We start from the raw sequence: 21,548 nt of genomic DNA on the forward strand, positions 1-21,548 counted from the left end.
GCCCGCTGTGTAAGGGCTAAAAGCCGATTTCTATCAATAAATTCGGCTTGAAGCCTTCCTGCTCGCCCTTGCGCGCATAACCCAGCGGGTTGGCCACCACGCGGCAGCCGTTTTTCACGTAGTCGCTGGGGCAATGCAGGTGGCCATGCAGCCAAAGCTGCGTCTGGCCCAACAAATCATCCAGTGAATTGCAGAAACCGGCGGTGCCGGGTGCCAGGCCATACCGCGGATCGCCACTCAGCAGGCTGGGTGCAAAGTGGGTGACCACCACCGTCGGGCCGTCAAAAGGGCTGGCCAGTGCCTGCCGCAGCCAGGCCTGGCTTTGCAGGCCCAACTCGCGCACGGCCTCGGCCAGCATGGGCTGGCCGTTCTGGAATGAGTGGTGTTTGCCCAGGTAGAAGTTCGCGGCCCGAAAGGCCTTCTCACGTGCCTTGAGCAGCTCTTCGCCGTTCGGGGTGGAGCCTGCCGCCGTTGCCAGGCCCAGCGCGTCAAAGTCGGTCCACAAGGTGCTGCCGACAAAACGCACGCCCTGCAACTCCACTATCTCGCGCTCCAGCCAGACCAGGCCCAGCCGCTCGCAGGTTTTGCGCAGGCGGGCGTGTGCCTCGGCAAATTCAAGTCCGTCGTACTCGTGGTTGCCCGGCAGGAAAAATACCGGTGTCGGCCAGCCCGCACCGCCCTGCGCTGCCGGCAGAGGCGAAAAGCGGGCCAGCCCGAAATCGGGGTCATGCAGCAATTCGGCCAGCAGCGAACCGGGCTGGTAGGAGCCAATGTCCCCCGCCAGCACCAGCAGGTCGGCGCCCGGCGTAGGCCGGGCCACAAAATGCGGGTTGGACTCAAGGTGCAGGTCGGACAGGAGCTGGATGTTCACCCCGTCGATTGTGCAAGAAGCCGGGATTGACCCGTCCTTGTCATGTTGCCTTGATCTGCGGTCTGGACCTCCCTGACGGAAAGGAGGATCCGTAAGGGTTCATGCAGGCTCGCGGGCAAGATATGCGTTTTATGCATGGTCAGGGTGCTGTTTTGGGCTTGCAACCCTAGGGAAAACCCTTACTCTAGATGCATTGCCACTTTCGTCCTTCACCGGACGCCTCCGTCATGTACAAGCTTTTTTCGCAAATCTTCCGTTTTCTGCCTTTGCGCCCGGCCCTGGCGCCCATTCATGGGGTGGCGCGCAACCTGATGGAACGTGCCGAAGCGCGTGCTGGCCGCAACCCGCAACAGGCGCAGGAACTGCGCGGTGCAGCGCGCGCCTACCTCAGCGTGGTTCGCTGAAGCGCGTGCCGGTTTCATTTGCCAAGCTCGCAAATTCATGCGGGATTGGTAAAGCGTTGCTACTGAAACAGTAGCTTGAGGCGCCCGTGTATAAAGGGCTAGAGGCCGTTTTTACCGGAAATGCACGACGCCAGGAGCGCTGAAGGCGCTTGCGGGCTTCAGGCCGAGAATGCCTTGTCGGAGGCACGCACGATCGCTTGGCGCAACCAGGCATGGGCGCTGCGCTGTTGTGAGCGCCGGTGCCACACCGCGTCCACGTGCACCGGCGACACGTCAAAGGGCAATGGGCGCAGCACCAGCTGGTCAGCAATGCCGGTGACGCGTACAAAGTGGCGCGGCAGCACCGTCAGCAGGTTGGAATTGGCCACTACCCGGCCTGCAGTGAAAAACTGGTTGACTGTCAGCACCACCTTGCGTTCCCGGCCCAGCGAGGCGAGTGACTCGTCAATAAAGCCATAAGGCCGGCCCGAAAAGCTCACCAGCATGTGCCGTGCCGCGCAAAAACGGTTCAGATTGAAAGGGCCGCTGGCCAGCGGGTGGCCGGCGCGCATCACACACACGTATTCGCCGTCATAAAGCCGCAGGTGGCTGAATGGCAGAGGTTCACCGCTTTGCGCCCGGGCCGTCAGGTCGGCCAGCACCGCCGGGAAGTAGCCCACGGCGAGGTCGCAACTTTCTTCATCCAGCAGCCGGCGCGGATCACGCGTTGTCAGCGGCACGACCCGGACAGTGACACCGGGCGCTTCCTGCTCCAGGATGTCGACCAACCCCGGGATCAGCTCGGCGGCCGTGGCGTCGGCCATGGCCAGCACAAAGGTGGTGTTGGCCGTGGCGGGCACAAACTCGCTTGGGATCAGCGATTCCTGCAGCTGCTGCAGGGCTTCGCGCACCGCCGGCCAGATGGCAAGGGCACGCGGGGTCGGCGCCATGCCCTGGCCGCTGCGCTGGACCAGCTCATCACCGAGTGTCTCGCGCAGGCGCCGCAGCGCGTTGCTGACGGCTGGCTGGGTGAGGGAGAGGTTGCGCGCCGCCCGCGTGAGGCTGCGCTCAGCCATGACTTCGTCAAAAACGCGAAGCAGGTTCAGGTCCAGGGTGCGGAAATTGGGCGGGTTCAAGGGATGATTTCCTTGCAAAAGCTTAATTCATCACAGTTGTGAATAATCAGAATCATAAAGATAAAGTTGAGCAGCATGGGTATTAACCCTAATATCTCCTTGTGCCCAAACCAATACCGGTGGTGGCACTCATAGGGGAACCATCATGACCAGCTTTGTCAACGTCAAACATCCAGCCGAACATCCCGGCGTGGCCCGCTTCGAGTCGGCCCTGGGCACGGCACGTCAAATGCGCCGTGGCTTCGACGGCGTCAAAGGCCTGGCAGCCATGCTGCTTGCCGCTCTTGTTGCCGCCATGGTGGTGGTGGCCGACCAGCTGGTCGTTAACTGGGCCGATGGCCATTTGCTGGTAGGCTGGGTCGCCCTGTGGGCCGTGGCTTTTGCAGTGATCGCCCTGTTCGCTGGCACAGCCCGCGTGCTGGCCGCGCGCGCGGTCACGGCATTGGATGCATGGTCCAGAGCTATTGCCCAGGCCCGTGCTGATGTCCGCCTGTGGGAAGCCGCCAAAGCCGATCCGCGCGTGATGGCCGACTTGCAGGTTGCCATGGCGCGTCATGAGGCTGCGAATGAAGCGGTTTGTGCCTCTCCGGCCGTAGTTGCCAAGTCTGAGGAAGACCGCCCGATAGACTTGGGTAGCCGCTTGCTGCGCGCCAACCCAAGCTACTACATTTAAATTTCCGGGCGCGCTGGACGCGCTCACCGCCGTCCAGAACGGCAAAAAAAAGCCACCCGGTCGGGTGGCTTTTTTGCGTCTGGACGGTTTGCCCGCGACGTCAGGGCACTACGCAGATCGTGCGTCGTGCTGCGGTCTCTTTCGGCTACCGGTCAGGCAGCCAGTCGGCGCTCAATGGCGGCTTTTGTCTCCCCCAGCTCTTTCGGCAGGTGATGTTCGAGTTGCTGGAACAGCTCGGTGTGCAGTTCCAGCTCTTTCAGCCAGGCGGCCTTGTCGATGCTGGTCACGGCTTGGAACTGCTCGGCGCTGAAATCCAGCCCAGTCCAATTCATGTCTTCGTAGCGCGGGCTGACGCCTGTAATGTGTTCCACGCCCTGGCCCTTGCCTTCGATGCGGTCAATCATCCATTTCAGCACGCGCATGTTCTCGCCATAGCCGGGCCAGACAAACTTGCCGTCCTCGCCCTTGCGGAACCAATTGGCGGTGAAGATCTTGGGCAGCTTGGCGCCCGAACCTTCCAGTTTCTTGCCCACATTGAGCCAGTGCTGGAAGTAGTCGGACATGTTGTAGCCGGCAAAAGCGATCATCGCGAACGGGTCGCGGCGCACTACGCCGACCTGGCCGGTGATGGCGGCCGTGGTTTCCGAGCCCATGGTTGCGGCCATGTACACGCCTTCCACCCAGTTGCGGCCTTCGGTGATCAGCGGCACGGTATTGGAACGGCGGCCGCCAAAGATGAAGGCGTCAATCGGCACGCCGGCGGGGTCGTCCCAGGCCGGGTCCAGCGCCGGGTTGTTGATGGCGGCGACGGTAAAACGCGAATTCGGGTGGGCTGCCTTGGCGCCGGTTTCCTTGGCGATCTGCGGTGTCCAGTCCTTGCCCTGCCAGTCGATCAGGTGCGGCGGCAAGGCCTTGCCCGGAACGTCCTGCTCCATGCCTTCCCACCAGACGTCGCCATCGTCGGTCAGGCCGACGTTGGTAAAGATCACGTCGCGGTCCAGGCTGCGCAGGCAGTTGGGGTTGGTCAGCATGTTGGTGCCCGGTGCCACGCCGAAGTAGCCGGCTTCCGGGTTGATGGCGTAGAGGCGCCCGTCCTCGCCGGGTTTGATCCAGGCGATGTCGTCGCCGATGGTGGTGACTTTCCAGCCTTCAAAGCCTGCCGGCGGCACCAGCATCGAGAAATTGGTCTTGCCGCAGGCCGACGGGAACGCGGCCGCAACGTGGTACTTCTTGCCCTCGGGTGAGGTCACACCGAGAATCAGCATGTGTTCGGCCAGCCAGCCTTCGTCGCGGCCCATGTTGGAGGCGATGCGCAGTGCAAAGCACTTTTTGCCCAGCAACGCATTGCCGCCGTAGCCCGAACCGTAGGACCAGATCTCGCGTGTTTCGGGATAGTGCACGATGTATTTGGTTTGGTTGCAGGGCCATTTCACGTCCTTCTGGCCTTCGGTCAGCGGTGCGCCCACGGTATGCACGCAGGGCACGAAATCGCCATTGACGCCGAGCACGTCGAATACAGCCCTGCCCATGCGCGTCATGATCTTCATGTTGACCGCCACATAAGGGCTGTCGGACAGCTCGATGCCGATATGCGCAATCGGGGAGCCGAGCGGGCCCATGCTGAAGGGCACCACATACATGGTGCGACCTTTCATGCAACCATCAAAGAGGGGCTGCAGCGTGGCGCGCATGTCGGCGGGCGCCATCCAGTTGTTGGTTGGGCCGGCGTCCTCTTTTTTTGCGGAACAGATGAAGGTACGGTCTTCCACGCGGGCGACGTCGCTTGGGTCGGAGCAGGCCAGGAAGCTGTTCGGGCGCTTGGTTTCGTTGAGTTTTTTGAAGGTACCCGCATCGACCAGCTGCTGGCACAGGCGCTGGTATTCGGCATCGCTGCCATCGCACCAGTAAATGGTGTCGGGTTTGCACAGCGCCGCCATGTCGGCAATCCAGGCAATCAGTTTTGCATTCTTGACGTAGCTGGGCGTGTGAAGGTTAAGCCCTTGCATCGCGGGGTGATTCATCGAAATACTCCAAAGTTAAAAAGCGTCATTTCGAAAAACGTCGGGCGATGGACAGCAGGCTGTGGCATCAGGACGCTTGCCGGAATAAGGCTTGAAATAGCGGGTCACGTCTGGTCGGCGGGCGGGGGCTCACAGCCAGGATGTGCTGCGGGTGCGGGCGCTGAAAAGCGGTTTGTAGGTGCTTTTCCGGGGTTTTCGCGGGACGGCCAGAAGTTCATTCTAAGAACATCGGCGCGGGTTACCTGCGAGTTACAGCTGAAACTCATGCAAAACTTGCATGAGGTTATGCATCATTGGCGGCCGGGTTCAGGCAGTCATAACGAGGAGGCAGGGAATGCCGAATGCGAGACGTTCCTGTCCCCTGTCGCTTCGTACAGCGACAGGGTCTTTTCCGTGATTTCCGCCGGCGATATGTCGTTGACGTCCGCCGAGCTGGAGCAGGCAAACAATGTGAGCGGTCGCGAAGGAGAAAGCCGCCACCCCGGCCGGATGACGGAGCTGAAAAGGCCGACCAGGGGCGTTTGGGTGGTGGCTGCCAGGTGCATCAGCCCGCCATCGACACAAACAATGACGCGGGCAGCGGCCAGCAGCTTATGGCTTTGCGCAAGGGAGCATTTGCCCACGTAGTTGTGCACAAGCGCTGAGTTGCCTAATTCCAGCTCTATTCGACGGGCCTCCGCCAGGCCATTGTCGCTACCGATGAGAATGAACTCGGTTTTGCCCTGGAGCGCAAGCTGTGCCATCACCGCCGGCCACTGCTTGTAAGTGCGGAGTGTATCCACGCCACCGACCGAAAGGGCAATAGCCTGTCCCACCTTTGCGGCATTCTGCGTCAGGCCGGTGGGCGCTGTGCTGGGCCTAAGTTTCTGGCGAGCGTGGCGGGCAAACTCCTCCGGTTTCAAGTCCAGCTCCAGCAAGTCGGCAAGACGCTGGGTGGCATAGGCGGCTCGGTCAAAATTGGGTCCTGTGAAGTCTTCCAGGATCGATACCCAAGGCAATGCCCGGAAGTGGCGGATCTTGGGTTGAAGGGAGCGCCGCTTGTGGCTCAGAATAATTACAAAATCGTAGGGTACCTTGGCCACTGCGGAAATGTCATCGGTGGCGCGGGTAAACCAGGGGTCGTCTTGAAACAGCCGGGCAATGGTTGTATCGGTCAGCAGGTCCATGCTGAATCCATGCGCGTGCAAAAGGGAGCGCGGCGCCAGATCCATCAGGGCGTCGCCGATTTGCCCTTCGCCAAAATAAAGCCACAGCCCGCGTTTCCCGGCATCTTTCAGCGAATCGATTTTTACCTTGGCCTGGCCTGACATCATGAACACCAGGCGCCTTCTCAAGGCACGCCACCCGAGTTTGCGGTGCCCCACTTCAGAAATATATTCCTGCGCAGAGGCGGCGCTGACGGGTTTCTTCAGCTGCGGCGTTGTTGTTGCAAGGGCCACTTGCTTCAATTGACGATCCAGTGCGAAGAAAAACGTCTTGAGCATGAATTCAGGAAATGTTCGCGTCCGCCGGGCGGATGCTGGCGAGGCATGCCAACAATACAAAAGTCCAGCCCTCCGATTCGTTGTTCAGCGACGAATCGGTCATGGCGTTGATCAGGAAAATGACCAACCCAAACCTCACCACACCCTTCAGCCAGGGGTCGTGCCGCCCGGCCTGTCGATGGATCTGGTAGACCAGAAGCAGGAACAGGATCAGGCCGGCCAGGCCGTGTTGGGACAGGAGGGTCAGGTACTCATTGTGGGCATGCTTGTGTGTTTCGGTACGCAGCGGATTGTTAGGCCGCAGAAGGTTCTCGCGGAAGGCTCCCGGACCCTTGCCGAACAGAGGTGCCTCGACGAACATGCCAACACTCGCGCTCCAGTAATTCAGCCGGATGCCACCGCTTGTCTTGACGCCTGGATCTGTCATGTAGACGCGCGCTTCCTGCGTCACAGAATCAATCCTTGCATGTATTTTTCCCGAGAAGTGGTAAGCGCACATGCTGGCTGCAAAGATGGCAACAAGCAAGCCAACACGAAGGCGCAGACTGGAGATGTAGCTGATGGCCATCATCAGGCTGACTGCCAGCAAAGTAATCAGGGCAATTCGCCCACTGATGAAAAACAGGATATTGAGAACACAAATTGCAGCTACGGCAAGGAACAGCCACGCCAGCCGTCGATGGCGGATTGCCGACAGGATGCAAATGACGAACAGCATCGATGCATGGAAACCATGAACAATGTGGTTACGCCAATAGACCAGCGTCTCCGGGGAATAGCCGATGTTCTGGAACCTGGTCAAGTCGAGCGACAAGATTTTTGCCAGACCGGTTCCATCCAGCATCGTGGGCATCATTAGAACCAAGGCGCCGCAGCCATAGGCCACAACCAGACGGTACGCCCATTTACTGTCGCGATAGAGCATCAAAAATATCGGGATCAGCAGGAGCTTGCGGTATTTCTTGACGTCATGGATGGCCAGGTCCATCGGCGCATGCGTATAGAGCAGTCCTACCGCGATGTATGCAAAAAGCAAAATTGCCAGCAACGCGATGTTCTCCCGGCAGACCGTGATGAGCAGCCTGTAGTAGGTCGGCGAAGCAAGCAGGCAGGCAAGCATTCCCACCAGCCCGATGTAAAAAAAGGCGTGCGACCAGGGATCGCCAAACATCATGATCAGGCCAAACCAGCCTGCCGCGGGATAGGCAAAATTGGAAACCCGTTGAAGGATCTGCTTCATCGTTGGAGTTCAGCGGCTCTGGCCGGTTGGGTGGAAGGTACACGCCGGCGTCGAATGCAGGCCCCTGCGCCATGAGCGGGTCTGTTATCCTTCGCGCGGATGAAAGAGTCGAGCAAAACTATAACTATTCGCGGGTTCGCCCCACTTCAACAATTTCTGAAGGGGCGCGTGATTGACATTGGTGCGGGCAATGATTTGATCTGCCCTTCGGCCGAGGGCTTCGATGTTTCGCAGGGCGATGCGAACTATATTACGAAATTCAGGCCAGCCGGTGCTTATGACGCTGTTTGCAGCTCACATTGCCTCGAGCATATGTTCAATGCCGATGATGCGCTTGTCGAATGGTGGGCCCTGGTCAAACCGGGTGGCTACCTTCTATTGACGGTACCTGACGAAGACCTGTACGAGCAGGGATTTTTTCCAAGCCGGTTCAATTCGGATCACAAGGAGACCTTCCGGTTCCGAAAAGCGGACTCATGGAGCCCGGTGTCCCATGACGTTGAAAGCATGGTTTCGCGACTGCCTGGAGCACGCATTATTTCCGCCGAATTGCAGAGCGACAACTATGATTTTTCCCTTCAGTTCAAATTCGGCGACCGTATCGGCAGCAGCCGGCTGCTGACCAGGGTCTACCTGAAGCTGGAGAAAAAGTTGGGTTATGACAGGCCTGTGGTGAAAGCCTTGCGGCGGAGCCTGTTCCGGAAAGGGGTACCCATCGATCAGACGCATGGAAATGTTCTTGCCCAGATTCAGGTGATAGCCCAAAAAATGGGTGACCTGCCTTTGGCCTAGACGGCGTGAATGGGGGTATCACCACCCTCCCGAAGGGCGGCCAGATTGATGGAATTTCTGGCCCACGCTGATCAGGCGCTCGAAGCGGCGCCGCTCTCTCCAGGCTCAAGCCATGTAAATGGCAATAAAGGCCAGCAAAAACATCAGCACACCGCCTGCCGCAGGCAGCACCAGCGGCATCAGCGGCACAATGGCTTCTACGGCGTCCTGTTCCTGGGCGTGGGTAGGGCTGTTGTGAGTGGCGTTGGTAGAGTGGTCGGCGGGGCTTGACATGATGGTTCCTGAAAACTGATGGGGACTTGGACGATTTTACCTTCTTGGCCCCGGGGGCGGCAAACCATGTGCGGGCCGCTGCCAATCTGCATTCAGGGCCTTCGCCGGTTTGTCCTCGATGGGTTGGCCGGTATTTTCTTTTAGTCATGGCGTCAGCATGCATGGGTTTTTAATTAAATGGCGTGGGCTATGTGCAGCGGTGCTGGTGCTCGGCGTGTTGCCAGGTTGCGCCAGCACGGGCTCGGCCAGCCCTGCTGCTCGGCCGGTGCTGTATCCGAACGCCACCCTGAACCGCGTCGGTGAAGCGCAGGGCCGCGCCGAAGCCGACGCATGCATGGCCAGGGCGGCTTCGGCAGGCTTGACGCCGGCCGAGAACACCAACGCCGTTGCACGCGGCGCCGGTGTAGGTGCTGCCACCGGTGGGGTGGCAGCCGCCGTGGGTGCACTGATCACCGGCCGGGGCGGCGAAGGCGTGGTTCGCGCTGGCGTGGGAGGTGCGGCCGTCGGAGGTTCGGCCGGGGCTGTACAGGGGGCGTTTCGCAATGACCGGCCCAGCAGCACTTACCGCACGTTTGTGCAGCGCTGCCTGGGTGAGAAGGGCTTTGATGTGATTGGCTGGAACTGAGGTCGTAGCAGGCTGGATAAACCGACCTCTGAAATCAAAGCAAGGCGTAGGTGGTGGTAGCCCGGCAGACGCTTTTGCCGTCGCCAGCGCCGCGAATATCAATCTCTCCAAAAGCCAGGGACTTGCCGGCACGGATCACACGCGCTTCGATCAGTGCATCCTGCATGGACAGGGGTTTGAGAAAACTGCTGTTCATCTGCACCGTGGTGCAGGGTTTGAATTCGCCAAAGTGGTTGATCAATGCCAGCACCATGGCGGTGTCTGCGGCTGCCATCATGGCCTGGCCACACAACATGTCGCCTACCCGCGAAAGTTGCGCATTCTGCGGCAGGCGCAAAGTCACACTTTCCAGGTCGAAGGCTTCGACCTGCAGGCCAAGTGTCTGCACCCAGGGTGCGAAATACTCCGGCAGGGCGGCCTGCAGGGTGCCGATGTTCATTTCGGTTTTCGTCATTGCTGTTCCATGGCCTCGAAGCCGGCCGCCTTCAGGACAGCCAGCACCTGCGCAATATGCTCCCGCCCGCGCGTCTGGATGACGAGTTCAATATCCACGTTTTGCGCAGCCAGCATGGTAAAGGCCCGCTGGTGATGCACCTCGTCGATGTTGGCGCCGGCTTCGGCCACCGTGGCGGTAATCTTGGCCAACGAACCCGGCACGTCCCGCGCGCTGACGCGGATGCGAGCCAGGCGCCCGGCGCGCACCATGCCGCGCTCGATGATGGCCGCCAGCAGCAGGGGGTCGATGTTGCCACCGCATAACACCAGGCCGACTTTTTTGCCTTTGAACCGCTCCGGGTATTTCAGCAGCGCGGCCAGGCCGGCGGCGCCCGCGCCCTCGACCAGGGTTTTCTCGATTTCGAGCAGCATGACCATGGCCTGCTCGATGTCCCCTTCCTCGACCAGCACCAGGTCATCCACCAGGCGCGCAATGATGGCCTGCGGAATCACGCCGGGTGTGCCGACGGCAATGCCCTCGGCGATAGTACTGCTGCCCTGCGGATGGTGTGTGCCCTTGATGGCGTTGACCATGGCCGGAAAGCGCGAGGTCTGCACGCCAATGATCTCGATGCCCGGTTTGATGGCCTTGGCCGCGGTGGCCATCCCTGCGATCAGGCCGCCTCCGCCTATGGCCACGATCAGCGTGTCCAGGTCCGGCACGGCATGCAGCATCTCCAGGCCGACGGTGCCCTGGCCGGCCACAATGGCTTCGTCGTCATAGGGATGGATGAACACCAGGCCTTCGCGTTCGGCCAGGTCCAGCGCGTGGGTGCGTGACTCATCCAACGTGTCACCGAGCAGCACCACCTCTGCACCAAAGCCGCGTGTGCGCTCGATCTTGACGCCGGGGGTAAAACGCGGCATCACGATGACGGCGCGCAAGCCCAGGCGCTGCGCGTGATAGGCCACACCCTGTGCGTGATTGCCCGCACTCATGGCGACCACGCCGCGCCGGCCTTCCTCGGCCGAGAGCTGCGCCAGCTTGTTGCAGGCGCCGCGCTCCTTGAACGAGGCGGTGTATTGCAGGTTCTCGAATTTCAGGAAAACGTCCGCCCCGGTAATTTGCGACAGGGTTTTGGATGCCACGCAGGGCGTGTCGAGCAGCTGGCCTTGCAGGCGAAGCGCTGCAGCCTCAATATCGGTCAAAGCAAGCATTGGAAAGGCCTCCGGAGAAGAGCCGATTGTGGCGCGGTTTTGTGGCGCAATTCACACGGGGGTACTCAACCAGGGCCTTTTCACGCTATTTATGCAAGATGCGTTGCGAGTCAAAAAGGCCATGCGTGAGGCGCAAAATGCAGCCGGGCTGGAGCCCGGCAAGGCTTTGCAACGCTGCGCATGGCCTTTCTGGCCGCAACCCGGAGGGAACGTGGTGAAAACAGCACCACTCTGCGTTGCACTCCTACGCCAGACGCCCGGTCTGGCGGTCGTCGCGCGTCTTGATTGGCGCTGTTTTCACCACGTTCGCACTTGCATAAATAGCGTGAAAAGGCCCTGGCGTCTTCCATCGGGCATAAAGCTGCGTTATGGTTAGGCGTACGTCATCAGGGTGCATATGTGTAACTGCTGTGGCCTTCTTCCGGGCCGGAGGTGTCTCAATGAGCAAGCGTTCGGGTAGTGCTGACAGGCATGGTCCGCTGCTGCTTTCTCCCGGCTTGAAAGAGGCGCCTGTGCTGGACCTGATGTGCTCGCATTTTGTGCTGACGCTGGCGGCCCGGCAGGGTGCCAAGTTCAATGTGCGGCGCGATCTGAACAGCCTGCTGTCGCTTTCGGGCCGCCATCTGGTGTGGCCTTTGCCTGCCCTGCAGCGCCTGCGGGAATTCCTGGGCCGCCGCTGCCGGGACAATGAATTCTGGCAAGGCCACGAAGCCCTGAGCGACACCGGCTTCATGGGCCGCCACGGCGCATGGCGCGGCCCCTATGAAGAAGGTACCCTGTTCTTCTACCTCGACGAATACGCCAAGGACCAGCCCAAGGACCTGCTCTCCGTGCTGTCAGCCACCGGTGAGTGGCTGACCAACGCGCTGAAAAAGCAGTCGACCCTGGTGGAGAAAAACATCGATGCGCTGGCCAATCTGCTGCAGCTCAACCAGGCCGAACGCGCCTTGCTGCTGTACGGCACGCTGGCGCGTTACCAGCGCGACCTGCGTTCCATGCTGGTGGAGTTCAAGGTCAGCAACGCGCCCGAAGCCTATGCCGCAATCGCCGAGGTCGCCGGTGTCAAGGCCAATGAAGTCGCTGAAGCCTTGCGTGCGGGGTCCCGGCTGGAGCGCATCGGCATGGTCGAAAACCTGATTTCCGAGCACAACATCACCGACCTGGCTGATCTCATGAAGGTCAGTGAAAAACTGCCACCGGTGCTGATGCGCGAATACCGTGACCAGAATGAGTTGATGGCTGTGTTTACCCGGCCGGTGGATCGCAGCAGCCTGGGGCTGGCCGACTTCGCTTTTGCGCGTGAGGACGTTCAGGTGCTGGTGTCGTTGCTGCTCAATGCCGTTGCCGCCAGGGAGCAGGGCGTCAATGTGCTGCTTTACGGCCCGCCGGGCACGGGCAAGACCGAACTGGCCAAGGTGGTGGCGCAGGCGGCCGGGCTCGACCTGTTCGAAGTCGAATATGCCGACCGTGACGGCAACTCTCTCAGTGGCCGCGACCGCTACCGTTCGCTGCAGATCGCGCAGGTCTTCCTCAAGGGCAGCGCTCATGCCGCGCTGCTGTTTGACGAGGTGGAGGATGTTTTTCCGGCCCTCTCCAGCGAAGCCGCGCAGTTGCTAGCGCGCTCCGACCAGATGGCAGCCCCCGGCAACGGCTCTGTCAACGGCAAGGCCTGGGTCAACCAGATCCTGGAATCGAACACGGTGCCTACCTTGTGGGTGACCAACCGCATCGAGCAGATCGACCCTGCTTTCCGGCGCCGCTTTGCCTATCACCTGGAGCTCAAGTCGCCGCCGCCTGGCGCCCGTGAGACGCTGGTACGAAAGACGCTGGAAGGCGTGCCGGTCAGCGATGCCTTCATGGCCAGGCTCACGGCACGCAAAGGCCTGACGCCGGCGCAGATCCGTACGGCGGTGCGTTTCGCCAAGCTGGCAAGCACTCCGGGCGCCAACACCGATGCCGCGGGCATGGAGGCCGTGCTGTCAGGCGGTCATGCGGCGCTGATGGAGTCGTTGATTGAGCGGCAGCTCAAGAATGCGGACCAGGCCCTGGGTAACAAGGCCGACGCGCCCGGCGGGCGGCGTAACGTCACGACCTACGATCTGTCCATGCTCAATGTGGAGTCCCGGTTCGAGGTGTCGCGCATCGTGGAGGCGCTCAAGACCCGGGGCCACGGCACCCTGTGCTTTTACGGCGCGCCGGGCACCGGCAAGACGGCATTGGCAGAACACATGGCCAAGGCGCTGGACCGCCCGCTGATCATCAAGCAGGCCAGCGACCTGATGAGCAAATACGTGGGCGAGACAGAGCAGAACATGGCCGCCATGTTTGCCGAGGCTGAAACCGAGAAAGCCGTGCTGCTGCTCGACGAAGCCGACAGTTTCCTGCAGGACAGGCGAGGCGCACAGCGGACTTATGAGGTGACCGAGGTCAATGAAATGCTGCAGGGCATGGAGCGCTTCAGCGGCATTTTTGTCTGCACCACCAACCTGCTGGAAAGTCTGGACCAGGCGGCCCTGCGGCGTTTTACCTTCAAGATCAAGTTCATGCCCCTGACGCCGGTACAGCGCGAACAGATGTTTGTCACTGAAGCGCTGGCGGGCGACCGGGAAGCGCTGACTGCCGCTTTGCGCGAGCGCCTGGGCCGGCTGAGCCAGCTTTGTCCGGGCGATTTTGCCGCCGTCAAGCGCCAGACCGACATTCTCTCGGCCGAATTCACAGCGGATGAATTTTTAAGCCAGCTTGAAGCCGAGCACCGCATCAAACCGGATGTGCGCGACATCCGGGGCATGGGGTTCATCCAGTAAAAAGCGTCGAATTGCTCCTGAATTTATAGCTGATTGCGCACGACTGACGAGGGGTTGTGGCAAATTTCAATAAAAATCACAGCTGAACCATGCGGATCGCCTTGCGCGAGCCGTCGTTCATCTCCTTCACCACCTTCATCAGCCTGTCCAGGCAGGACTGCGGCTGGGTCGTGGCGAGCTTGGCGGGCTCGCCCATGTAACCGATGGCGATATGAAAAAGCAGCGGGTCGGCTTCGGGCAACTCCCTGGAGGGCCGCAAGCCGCTGGCCAGGATCTTGGTGGCCACCTGGTTGACGCCGTCGCTGGTCATCGGCCCTTCCATCAGCAAGGCGAAATGGCTGTCGCCGACCCGGGCCACCGTGTCCGTGGCCTGGGCGGCGGTGCGGATGCGCGCTGCGGCCAGCACCATGGCACGGTCACCGGTCTCCCGGCCATGCAGCTGCTGCAGCTCGGCCAGATTGCTCAGGTTGACGACCAGCAGGGCGCAGGGCTGCTGGTAACGCTCGGCCGTGCGCAAGGCCTGGCGCAGTTTGGCCAGCATCAGCCTGGTTGATCCCAGCCCTGTCAGCGGGTCGGTGGTGCCCAGGGTTGTTGCCCGTGTCGCGGACTCGCGGCGCTGCGTCACGCGGTGCAACAAGCCGAAAAACAAAATGGGCGCTTCTACGGCCGAGCCCAGCATCAGCGCGTTCTGGGTGAGAAAACTGGACGCGAGCACGCCGAAATTTCTCAGCAAGGGAAAGAGGGTGGCCAAAATGATGGGCAAAAACCCCAGGGCCATCCAGCGTGCATGGCGGTCGCCTTCGAACAGCGATACCCCGACCACCATCAGCAAAACCGCCATGCTGGCACTGATCAGGATATTGATGAGGGCAAAGCTTTCAATCGTCGGAAAAGCCGCATCGACGAGCGCGATCACCGGCAGCAGCCCCATCAATGCCACGATGAACCAGTCCAGCGCCCGCGAAAAGCGCTTGGGGGTGGTGACGGTCCGGACAAACCAGAGGGCGGCGGCGGCAGCCGTCAATGGCAGCAGCACAATGGAAATATTGTTCAGCTTCGGCAGCTCCGGCCACAAGTACAGGCCCGCCACGCCGGCGAAGGCAGCCTGCGACCCCGCAAACGTGGCCATGTACAGGGCATACGTGGCAAACCCCCAATCCCGATAGGCCATGGCGTTGATCAGGGCCAAGACCGTCACCAGCGCCGCCAGTCCAAAATAGGCACCCAGCAGCAGGTGGTCCAGCTGGCGCGCCGTGGTGACCTGGGTGTCGCTCACCGCGCGCGGCAGCGCCGAGAAGGGAATCCGGGCATGCTCGACGCGAAGGTAGTAGCGAATCGTTTGCCCGATCTCATGGCTGAGCGACAGTACCGGATAGCGGCCGGGCTGCGGCCATGCGCTGATGGGCAGGGCGTCGCCGGCTTGCTGCACCACCCACCGGCCCAGGCTGTCCCGGTAATACAACGTGATCTTGTCGACGCCGGACATGGGCAGCTCCAGCTTCCAAAGGATTTGCGGGTTCTGGACCACGGCATCAAAACGCAGCCAGAGAGCGGCGTTGTCGATCAGGTGCGATTGGCCGGGTTTGACCGCCGCAAAAGGCAGGCTGCCGACACCGGCCTCGACTTTTTCCACCGGAGTCTGGTCCTTGGCATCGATCCAGAACTCCAGCGAGGAAGCCATGGCGACCGGCCCATGATCATCGCCCAAGGTCAACAGCTCGGCCTTCGCCCACGCGGGGCTGGCAGACAGCGCTGCTTGCAGGCAGAGCAGGGCCAGCACCGCTCGTACAAAAGCCGTTAGCCCTCCCCCGACAGCAAACTTTTTGATGACTTCCACGCGGCTATTGTGCCGCAGCGACTTTGAACGCCCAGCCCTTGCGCTGCGCGGGCTGGACCAGCGGTGTGCGGTGGCGTTTGAGCGGCTGCCATCTACCAGTTTCAGTGGTATGGATTTTGCGTTTATCCCAACAGGGTCTGAATCGGGTGCCCTTTTGGTGCCTTCCGATCCTGGCCGTGATTTCCATGCACCTGCCGCGGACTTCTCCCGGGAACTCCGAATAGCCACTAGCTGGAGCCCGCACCGGGCGAGTGCTTGTCACCTGTCAGTACCGGTACCGTGTGAATGAAAGCTCAACAACCATGGCTTTTTTCGAGGACATGCGTGCGGCGCAGGAAGGCGTTTTGTCTCTGGGCTTCTGGGCACTTCAGGTGTACCGGCTGGGGCATCTGCGTTACCGCTTCCAGTCCAGGCTGGTGCGCTACCCGCTGGCTGCATTGCACCTGGTACTCGCCAAGCTGGCTGAAATGTTCTGCGGCGTCACGATCGGCGTCTCGGCCCGGATCGGGAGGCGCCTCGTGATAGAACATTCCGGTGCGATTGTGGTGCATGGCAAGGCCGTGATCGGTGACGACTGCGTCATCCGGCAGGGCGTGACCATCGGTAACCGGCGCATGGACAGGCCGCTGGAGGCGCCGCACATTGGCAACCGCGTGAACATCGGCGCCGGCGCCAAGATCCTGGGCGCTGTGCACATTGGCGACGATGCCGACATTGGCGCCAATGCCGTGGTCCTCAGTGATGTGCCTGCGGGCGCCCTCGCCGTGGGCGTGCCGGCCCGCATCATTTTGCGCGGGGGAAATGATGCCGCCCCCTGACACCCCAGCCGCTGCATGCCGGGTGAGCATTGTCATCAAGGCCCTGAACGAGGAAAAGCGCATTGCGGCTGCGGTAGAAAGTGCGCTGACGGCCGTCCGGCGGGTCGGCGGCGAGGTGGTGTTGGCGGACTCCTGTTCCAGCGACCGCACGGTGGCCCTGGCCTCTGCCTATCCCATCCGTATCGTGCAGCTGGCGCGTGCCGATGAACGCTGCTGCGGTGCCGGCCCCCAGCTGGGCTACCAGCATTCGGCGGGCGAGTTTGTGTACATCCTCGATGGCGATATGGAAATGCTGCCCGGCTTTTTACCGGAAGCGCTGGCCTTCATACAGGCGCATCCTGACGTGGCCGGAGTGGGTGGGCAGGTGGTTGAAATGAATACCAGCAGCCTGGAATATGTCGCCCGTGTGGAGCGCGGTTTAGGCCACATGCAGGCCGGCCAGGTGGACCGGCTGGACATGGGCGGCCTCTACCGCCGGGCGGCCGTGGAGCAGGCGGGCTATTTTTCAGACCGCAACCTGCACAGTTATGAAGAGTTTGACCTGGCGATGCGCCTGCATGCCCGGGGCTGGAAGCTGTGGCGCCTGGGCATCGATTCCGTGCGGCACCATGGCCACGATGCGCCTCCTTACCAGCTGTTGGTGCGTCGCTGGCGCAGCCGCTACATCTGCGGCCTGGGCGAAGTGTTGCGTGCGGCTTGGGGAGAGTCGCACCTTGGCCTGGTGCTGGCCAGGGTGCGCGAGTTGCGCCTGTATGTGGCGGTACTGGGGTGGTGGGCTGTGTTGCTCGCCGTTTTAGTGGTGCCCACGCCGTGGATGTTGCGAATTGCGGTCTTTGCGGGAATTGCAGCGGCACCGGTGCTGCTGATGGCTTGGCGAAAGCGCAGCGCTACAAAGGCCGTGTTTTCTGTGGTGTCGTGGTGCTTCAACGCCGCCGGCCTGGTGCGCGGGCTGTTGACGCCGCAACGCCCCGCGCGCGCCGCCATAGACAGCATCGAGATCCGGGATGCACCTTGATGCAGACGCCCCGCTCCCGATGCAGGCGGGTTTCAGGCTGTTTCAGCACATACCCGCAGTACCTCGGCGCCATAGGCTTCGAGCTTTTTAATGCCGATGCCGCTGATGCCTTCGAGGTCGCTCATGCCCTGCGGGTTGCGCTCGGCAATGGCGCGCAAGGTCGCGTCGTGAAAAATCACGAAGGCAGGCAGGTTGTGTTCGCGGGCCACCTCGGCGCGCCAGGCTTTCAGGCGGCTCAGACGCTCCAGCGCTCCTGCATTGAGTGAAGCTTCTGCCAGGCCTTTGGCCGAGGTCTTGGTGCCTTTCTTGCTGCTTTTGCGCCGCTCGCCCGCGCCGCCGGCGGGCTGCTCGCGCAGCATCACGCTGACTTCACCTTTAAGCACCTGGCGCGCATCGGGCAACAGCTGCAAGGTGTTGAAGGCGTCGGGGTCGACGCGCACCATGCCCTTGGCAATCAGCTGGCGCAGCACCCCGCGCCACTGCACCTCGGCCAGGTCGGCGCCTATGCCGAAAGTGCTGAGTTTGTCGTGGCTGTGCTGCAGTACCTTTTCGGTCGCCTTGCCGCGAAGAATGTCCATCAGGTGGCCGGCGCCGAAACTGATGCCGCTGGCCTGCTGCACGCGGTAGATGCAGCTGAGCATCTTGCGTGCGGCTTCGGTCGCGTCCCAGACCACGGGCGGGCTCAGACAGTTGTCGCAGTTGCCGCAAGGCTGGCTGTCTTCGCCGAAGTAATGCAACAGGCTGACCCGGCGGCAGCGCGTGTCTTCCGCCAGCGTCAGCAGGGCGTCGAGCTTGCCGCGCATGACCTGCTTGAACTCCTCGCTGGACGCATCGCTCGTGTCTATCATGCGGCGCTGGTTCACCACATCTTGCAGGCCGTAAGTCATCCAGGCGTTGGCCGGCAGACCGTCGCGGCCGGCGCGGCCGGTTTCCTGGTAATAACCTTCAATGTTTTTCGGCATGTCCAGGTGCGCGACAAAACGCACATCCGGCTTGTCGATGCCCATGCCGAAAGCAATCGTCGCGACCATCACCATGCCTTCCTCGCGGAGGAAGCGGTCCTGCCGCTGCTGGCGCAGCGCGCTGTCCAGGCCGGCATGGTAGGCCATGGCTTTCAGGCCGGCGTCTTCCAGCATGCCGGCGACTTCCTCGACCCGCTTGCGCGACTGGCAATACACAATGCCGGCCTCGCCCGTGTGCTCGCTTTCAATGAAGCGCAGCAGCTGGCGCGTGGCGTCGGTTTTTTCGACGATGGTGTAGCGGATGTTAGGCCGGTCGAAACTGCTGACAAATTCGCGCGCGTCCTCGAGCTTGAGCCGCTCTATCATGTCCTGGCGCGTCAACGCATCCGCGGTGGCCGTCAGCGCGATGCGCGGCACGTCGGGAAAGGTTTCGTGCAGCAGGCTCAGCGAGCGGTACTCGGGCCGGAAATCGTGGCCCCACTGGCTCACGCAATGCGCTTCGTCGATGGCAAACAGGCTCAGCAGCCCGCGCTCGTGCAAGGAACCGAGCAGCCCTTTCATGCGTGGCGTGTTGATGCGCTCGGGCGCAGCGTAGAGCAGGGTCAGCTCATTGCGCAGCAGCTGTTTTTCGAGCTGGCTGCTTTCTTCCTGTGTCTGCGTTGAGTTGAGGAAGGCGGCCGCCACACCCGCTTCATGCAGCGCGCCGACCTGGTCATGCATTAGCGCGATCAGCGGCGAAATCACCACCGTCACGCCGTGACCGGCGTTTTGCCGCGCAATCGCCGGAATCTGGTAACACAGCGACTTGCCGCCGCCAGTCGGCATCAGCACCAGCGCGTCACCGCCCTGCACGACGTGGTCGACGATGGCCTGCTGCGGGCCGCGGAAGTCCGAATAGCCGAAAACCTGGCCCAGGATGTCCAGTGGGGAAGGGTGAGGCGTTGTATGCGGCAAGGTAGGAGCGTTAAAGACGGCCAAAGGAGTGCTATGAAAAGAGTAGCTGCTTGTGCCCGTGAAATAAGGGCTGAGGCACGATTTCACTCGAAAATCGGCTACATCTGCTCCCAGGGCAAACCGTCAAAGCGCCAGCCGCTCAGGGTGGAACGCTGGAACTGCTCGTCCAGCTCCCCTTCAAAGCCATGCACGACATTGATCACTTCACGAAACCCCGCCGCTTCCAGCGCCTGCCCTGCGGCCAGCGTGCGCTGACCCGAGCGGCAGATCAGCAAGACCGGCTGCGCTTTGCTGCTGGCTTCGCTTTCCACCGCTTTCGCAAACTTCTGCGCGTCAGGTGTCAGGTCGGGGTACTCGTACCAAGGCACATTCACCACGCCGGGCGGACGGCCCACGTACAGCGACTCGATTTCCATGCGCACATCGACGAACAGGGCGTCGGGGTGCTGCTGCAGGTAATCCCAGGCATCTTTGGGTTGGAGGTGTTTCATGGTGAGGACTCGGACGGAAACGCTATTGTCAGGGGTAAATGAGGCCCCCACGCTTTTCACTTCGTGTAATGCGCTGCCCCCCGAGGGGGCGCTGCGCCTGCGGGCCGGCAAGCCGGACCCGCGGCCCCTGCTTGAAGGGGAAAATCCCCACCGGTTGGAAAATAGACTCAGTGTTTGTCCGTCTATGGCCCGCGCCTTAAAATCGAGGCATGAAGCAAGCCATCTACACCCGCGGAGCTGCGCTCCCTGCCATCCTGGAAAAACGCATCGCCATCCTCGACGGCGCGATGGGCACCATGATCCAGCGCTTCAAGCTCAATGAAGCGCAGTACCGCGGCGAGCGCTTCAAGGACTTCCACAAGGACGTCAAGGGCAACAACGAGCTGCTGAGCCTGACGCGCCCCGACGTCATCCAGGACATCCACGAGGGTTACCTGGCCGCCGGCGCCGACATGATCGAGACCAACACCTTCGGCGCCACTACCGTGGCCCAGGCCGACTACGACATGGCCGACCTGGCCATCGAGATGAACTACGAGTCCGCCCGTATTGCGCGCGCAGCCTGCGACAAGTTCTCCACGCCCGACAAGCCGCGGTTTGTCGTTGGCGCCCTCGGCCCGACCCCCAAGACCGCCAGCATCAGCCCGGACGTGAACGACCCCGGCGCGCGCAACACCAGTTTTGAAGAGTTGCGCAAGGCCTATTACGAACAGACCGAAGCGCTGGTCAAGGGCGGCGCTGATGTGCTGCTGGTCGAAACCATTTTCGACACGCTCAACGCCAAGGCTGCGCTGTTTGCAATCGACGAGTACTTCGACAACAGCGGTGAACGCCTGCCGCTCATCATCAGCGGCACGGTCACCGACGCCTCGGGCCGCATCCTGAGCGGGCAAACCGTCACCGCCTTCTGGCACAGCGTGCGCCATGCGCAGCCGCTGGCCATCGGCCTTAATTGCGCGCTCGGCGCAGCGCTGATGCGCCCCTACATCCAGGAACTGGCACGTGCGGCCGGCGACACCTACATCAGCTGCTACCCGAACGCTGGCCTGCCCAACCCGATGAGCGACACCGGTTTCGATGAAACGCCCGACGTGACTTCGCGTCTGCTGCGCGAGTTTGCCGACGAGGGGCTGGTCAATATCGTGGGTGGTTGTTGCGGGACGACGCCTGAGCATATTGGGGCGATTCACGAAGCCGTTAAACCGTTGGCACCGCGTGGTATCCAGCGTGGGTTCTTCTACAAGGAAGCTGCCTAAAAGGCTGTCATCCCGGACTTGATCTGGGATCCATGTGTGCTGATTACGTGCGTTGTTCTGGCTGTTGTGGTTTGCCAGCAAGCCGGGGGTTGCCCGGCGGCAAGTAACTTTCTTTTGCGTCGCCAAAAGAAAGTCACCAAAGAAAAGGCGACCCCGCTGCCTGCGTCCCTCCGCTTCGCTGCGGGCAGCCTGCGGTGCTCGGTCTAGCCGGGGTCGAGCTCGAACTCGCTACGCTCAGACAATCGCTCGCCCTGATCCGT

The 21,548-nt window shown here is 61.6% G+C and carries 19 protein-coding genes; 8 read left to right on the forward strand and 11 right to left on the reverse strand.

Going from position 1 to position 21,548, the window contains the following annotated elements; genetic code table 11:
- Positions 1 to 16: 16 nt before the first annotated feature.
- Positions 17 to 871, reverse strand: a complete 855-nt coding sequence (locus ABI660_RS11475) for a metallophosphoesterase (protein ID WP_348068039.1) — start codon at positions 869 to 871, stop codon at positions 17 to 19.
- A gap of 227 nt (positions 872 to 1,098) precedes the next feature.
- On the opposite strand from ABI660_RS11475, the gene ABI660_RS11480 reads away from it, so the two are divergent.
- Positions 1,099 to 1,275: a hypothetical protein gene (locus ABI660_RS11480; RefSeq protein ID WP_348068041.1), complete on the forward strand. Its 177-nt coding sequence runs from the start codon at positions 1,099 to 1,101 to the stop codon at positions 1,273 to 1,275.
- Between the two features lie 158 nt (positions 1,276 to 1,433).
- On the opposite strand, the gene ABI660_RS11485 is transcribed toward ABI660_RS11480, so the two are convergent.
- The gene (locus ABI660_RS11485) at positions 1,434 to 2,390 is read right to left on the reverse strand and encodes a LysR family transcriptional regulator (RefSeq protein ID WP_348068043.1); all 957 of its coding nucleotides are present in this window, start codon (positions 2,388 to 2,390) and stop codon (positions 1,434 to 1,436) included.
- 145 nt (positions 2,391 to 2,535) lie between these two features.
- Here ABI660_RS11485 and ABI660_RS11490 point away from each other — a divergent pair, with 145 nt between their 5' ends.
- Positions 2,536 to 3,063: a hypothetical protein gene (locus tag ABI660_RS11490; RefSeq protein ID WP_348068045.1), complete on the forward strand. Its 528-nt coding sequence runs from the start codon at positions 2,536 to 2,538 to the stop codon at positions 3,061 to 3,063.
- Positions 3,064 to 3,215: 152 nt separating this feature from the next.
- Here the strand turns inward: ABI660_RS11490 and ABI660_RS11495 are convergent, their stop codons facing one another.
- From ABI660_RS11495 to ABI660_RS11505, 3 genes are all read right to left on the reverse strand, one after another.
- Positions 3,216 to 5,084, reverse strand: a complete 1,869-nt coding sequence (locus ABI660_RS11495; RefSeq protein ID WP_348068047.1) for a phosphoenolpyruvate carboxykinase (GTP) — start codon at positions 5,082 to 5,084, stop codon at positions 3,216 to 3,218.
- 314 nt (positions 5,085 to 5,398) lie between these two features.
- Positions 5,399 to 6,568: a glycosyltransferase family 9 protein gene (locus ABI660_RS11500; protein ID WP_348068049.1), complete on the reverse strand. Its 1,170-nt coding sequence runs from the start codon at positions 6,566 to 6,568 to the stop codon at positions 5,399 to 5,401.
- 4 nt (positions 6,569 to 6,572) lie between these two features.
- Positions 6,573 to 7,808, reverse strand: coding sequence for an O-antigen ligase family protein (locus tag ABI660_RS11505; protein ID WP_348068051.1), 1,236 nt, complete (start codon positions 7,806 to 7,808; stop codon positions 6,573 to 6,575).
- 99 nt (positions 7,809 to 7,907) lie between these two features.
- Here ABI660_RS11505 and ABI660_RS11510 point away from each other — a divergent pair, with 99 nt between their 5' ends.
- Positions 7,908 to 8,600: a methyltransferase domain-containing protein gene (locus ABI660_RS11510; protein ID WP_348068053.1), complete on the forward strand. Its 693-nt coding sequence runs from the start codon at positions 7,908 to 7,910 to the stop codon at positions 8,598 to 8,600.
- A 105-nt stretch (positions 8,601 to 8,705) separates the two neighbouring features.
- Here the strand turns inward: ABI660_RS11510 and ABI660_RS11515 are convergent, their stop codons facing one another.
- The gene (locus tag ABI660_RS11515; RefSeq protein ID WP_348068055.1) at positions 8,706 to 8,873 is read right to left on the reverse strand and encodes a hypothetical protein; all 168 of its coding nucleotides are present in this window, start codon (positions 8,871 to 8,873) and stop codon (positions 8,706 to 8,708) included.
- Positions 8,874 to 9,030: 157 nt separating this feature from the next.
- Here ABI660_RS11515 and ABI660_RS11520 point away from each other — a divergent pair, with 157 nt between their 5' ends.
- Positions 9,031 to 9,498 carry a glycine zipper family protein gene (locus ABI660_RS11520; protein ID WP_348068057.1) on the forward strand — a complete coding sequence of 156 codons (468 nt, stop codon included), beginning with the start codon at positions 9,031 to 9,033 and terminating at the stop codon, positions 9,496 to 9,498.
- Positions 9,499 to 9,532: 34 nt separating this feature from the next.
- Here the strand turns inward: ABI660_RS11520 and ABI660_RS11525 are convergent, their stop codons facing one another.
- Both ABI660_RS11525 and ABI660_RS11530 read right to left on the reverse strand, forming a co-directional pair.
- Positions 9,533 to 9,952: a PaaI family thioesterase gene (locus ABI660_RS11525; RefSeq protein WP_348068059.1), complete on the reverse strand. Its 420-nt coding sequence runs from the start codon at positions 9,950 to 9,952 to the stop codon at positions 9,533 to 9,535.
- The gene (locus ABI660_RS11530; RefSeq protein WP_348068061.1) at positions 9,949 to 11,151 is read right to left on the reverse strand and encodes a threonine ammonia-lyase; all 1,203 of its coding nucleotides are present in this window, start codon (positions 11,149 to 11,151) and stop codon (positions 9,949 to 9,951) included. Before ABI660_RS11530 ends, ABI660_RS11525 begins: the two co-directional genes overlap by 4 nt.
- A gap of 440 nt (positions 11,152 to 11,591) precedes the next feature.
- Here ABI660_RS11530 and ABI660_RS11535 point away from each other — a divergent pair, with 440 nt between their 5' ends.
- Positions 11,592 to 13,955 (forward strand): AAA family ATPase, encoded by a 2,364-nt coding sequence (locus tag ABI660_RS11535; protein WP_348068063.1) that lies wholly within the window; start codon positions 11,592 to 11,594, stop codon positions 13,953 to 13,955.
- Positions 13,956 to 14,031: 76 nt separating this feature from the next.
- Here the strand turns inward: ABI660_RS11535 and ABI660_RS11540 are convergent, their stop codons facing one another.
- Positions 14,032 to 15,792, reverse strand: a complete 1,761-nt coding sequence (locus tag ABI660_RS11540) for a 7TM diverse intracellular signaling domain-containing protein (RefSeq protein WP_348068065.1) — start codon at positions 15,790 to 15,792, stop codon at positions 14,032 to 14,034.
- Between the two features lie 302 nt (positions 15,793 to 16,094).
- On the opposite strand from ABI660_RS11540, the gene ABI660_RS11545 reads away from it, so the two are divergent.
- A complete protein-coding gene (locus tag ABI660_RS11545) occupies positions 16,095 to 16,610 on the forward strand; it encodes a serine O-acetyltransferase (protein WP_348068067.1) in 516 nt (171 codons plus the stop codon).
- Between the two features lie 22 nt (positions 16,611 to 16,632).
- The gene (locus tag ABI660_RS11550) at positions 16,633 to 17,625 is read left to right on the forward strand and encodes a glycosyltransferase (protein ID WP_348068069.1); all 993 of its coding nucleotides are present in this window, start codon (positions 16,633 to 16,635) and stop codon (positions 17,623 to 17,625) included.
- 32 nt (positions 17,626 to 17,657) lie between these two features.
- Here ABI660_RS11550 and recQ read toward each other — a convergent pair whose 3' ends face one another.
- Positions 17,658 to 19,541, reverse strand: a complete 1,884-nt coding sequence (recQ, locus tag ABI660_RS11555) for a DNA helicase RecQ (RefSeq protein ID WP_348068071.1) — start codon at positions 19,539 to 19,541, stop codon at positions 17,658 to 17,660.
- A gap of 98 nt (positions 19,542 to 19,639) precedes the next feature.
- Entirely contained in the window at positions 19,640 to 20,032 is a 393-nt protein-coding gene (locus ABI660_RS11560; RefSeq protein ID WP_348068073.1) for a rhodanese-like domain-containing protein, read from the reverse strand.
- A gap of 209 nt (positions 20,033 to 20,241) precedes the next feature.
- Here ABI660_RS11560 and ABI660_RS11565 point away from each other — a divergent pair, with 209 nt between their 5' ends.
- A complete protein-coding gene (locus tag ABI660_RS11565; RefSeq protein WP_348068076.1) occupies positions 20,242 to 21,288 on the forward strand; it encodes a homocysteine S-methyltransferase family protein in 1,047 nt (348 codons plus the stop codon).
- Positions 21,289 to 21,548 lie beyond the last annotated feature (260 nt).

This window comes from Polaromonas sp., from assembly GCF_039930745.1.
In the GTDB taxonomy this organism is placed as follows: Bacteria; Pseudomonadota; Gammaproteobacteria; order Burkholderiales; family Burkholderiaceae_C; genus Polaromonas.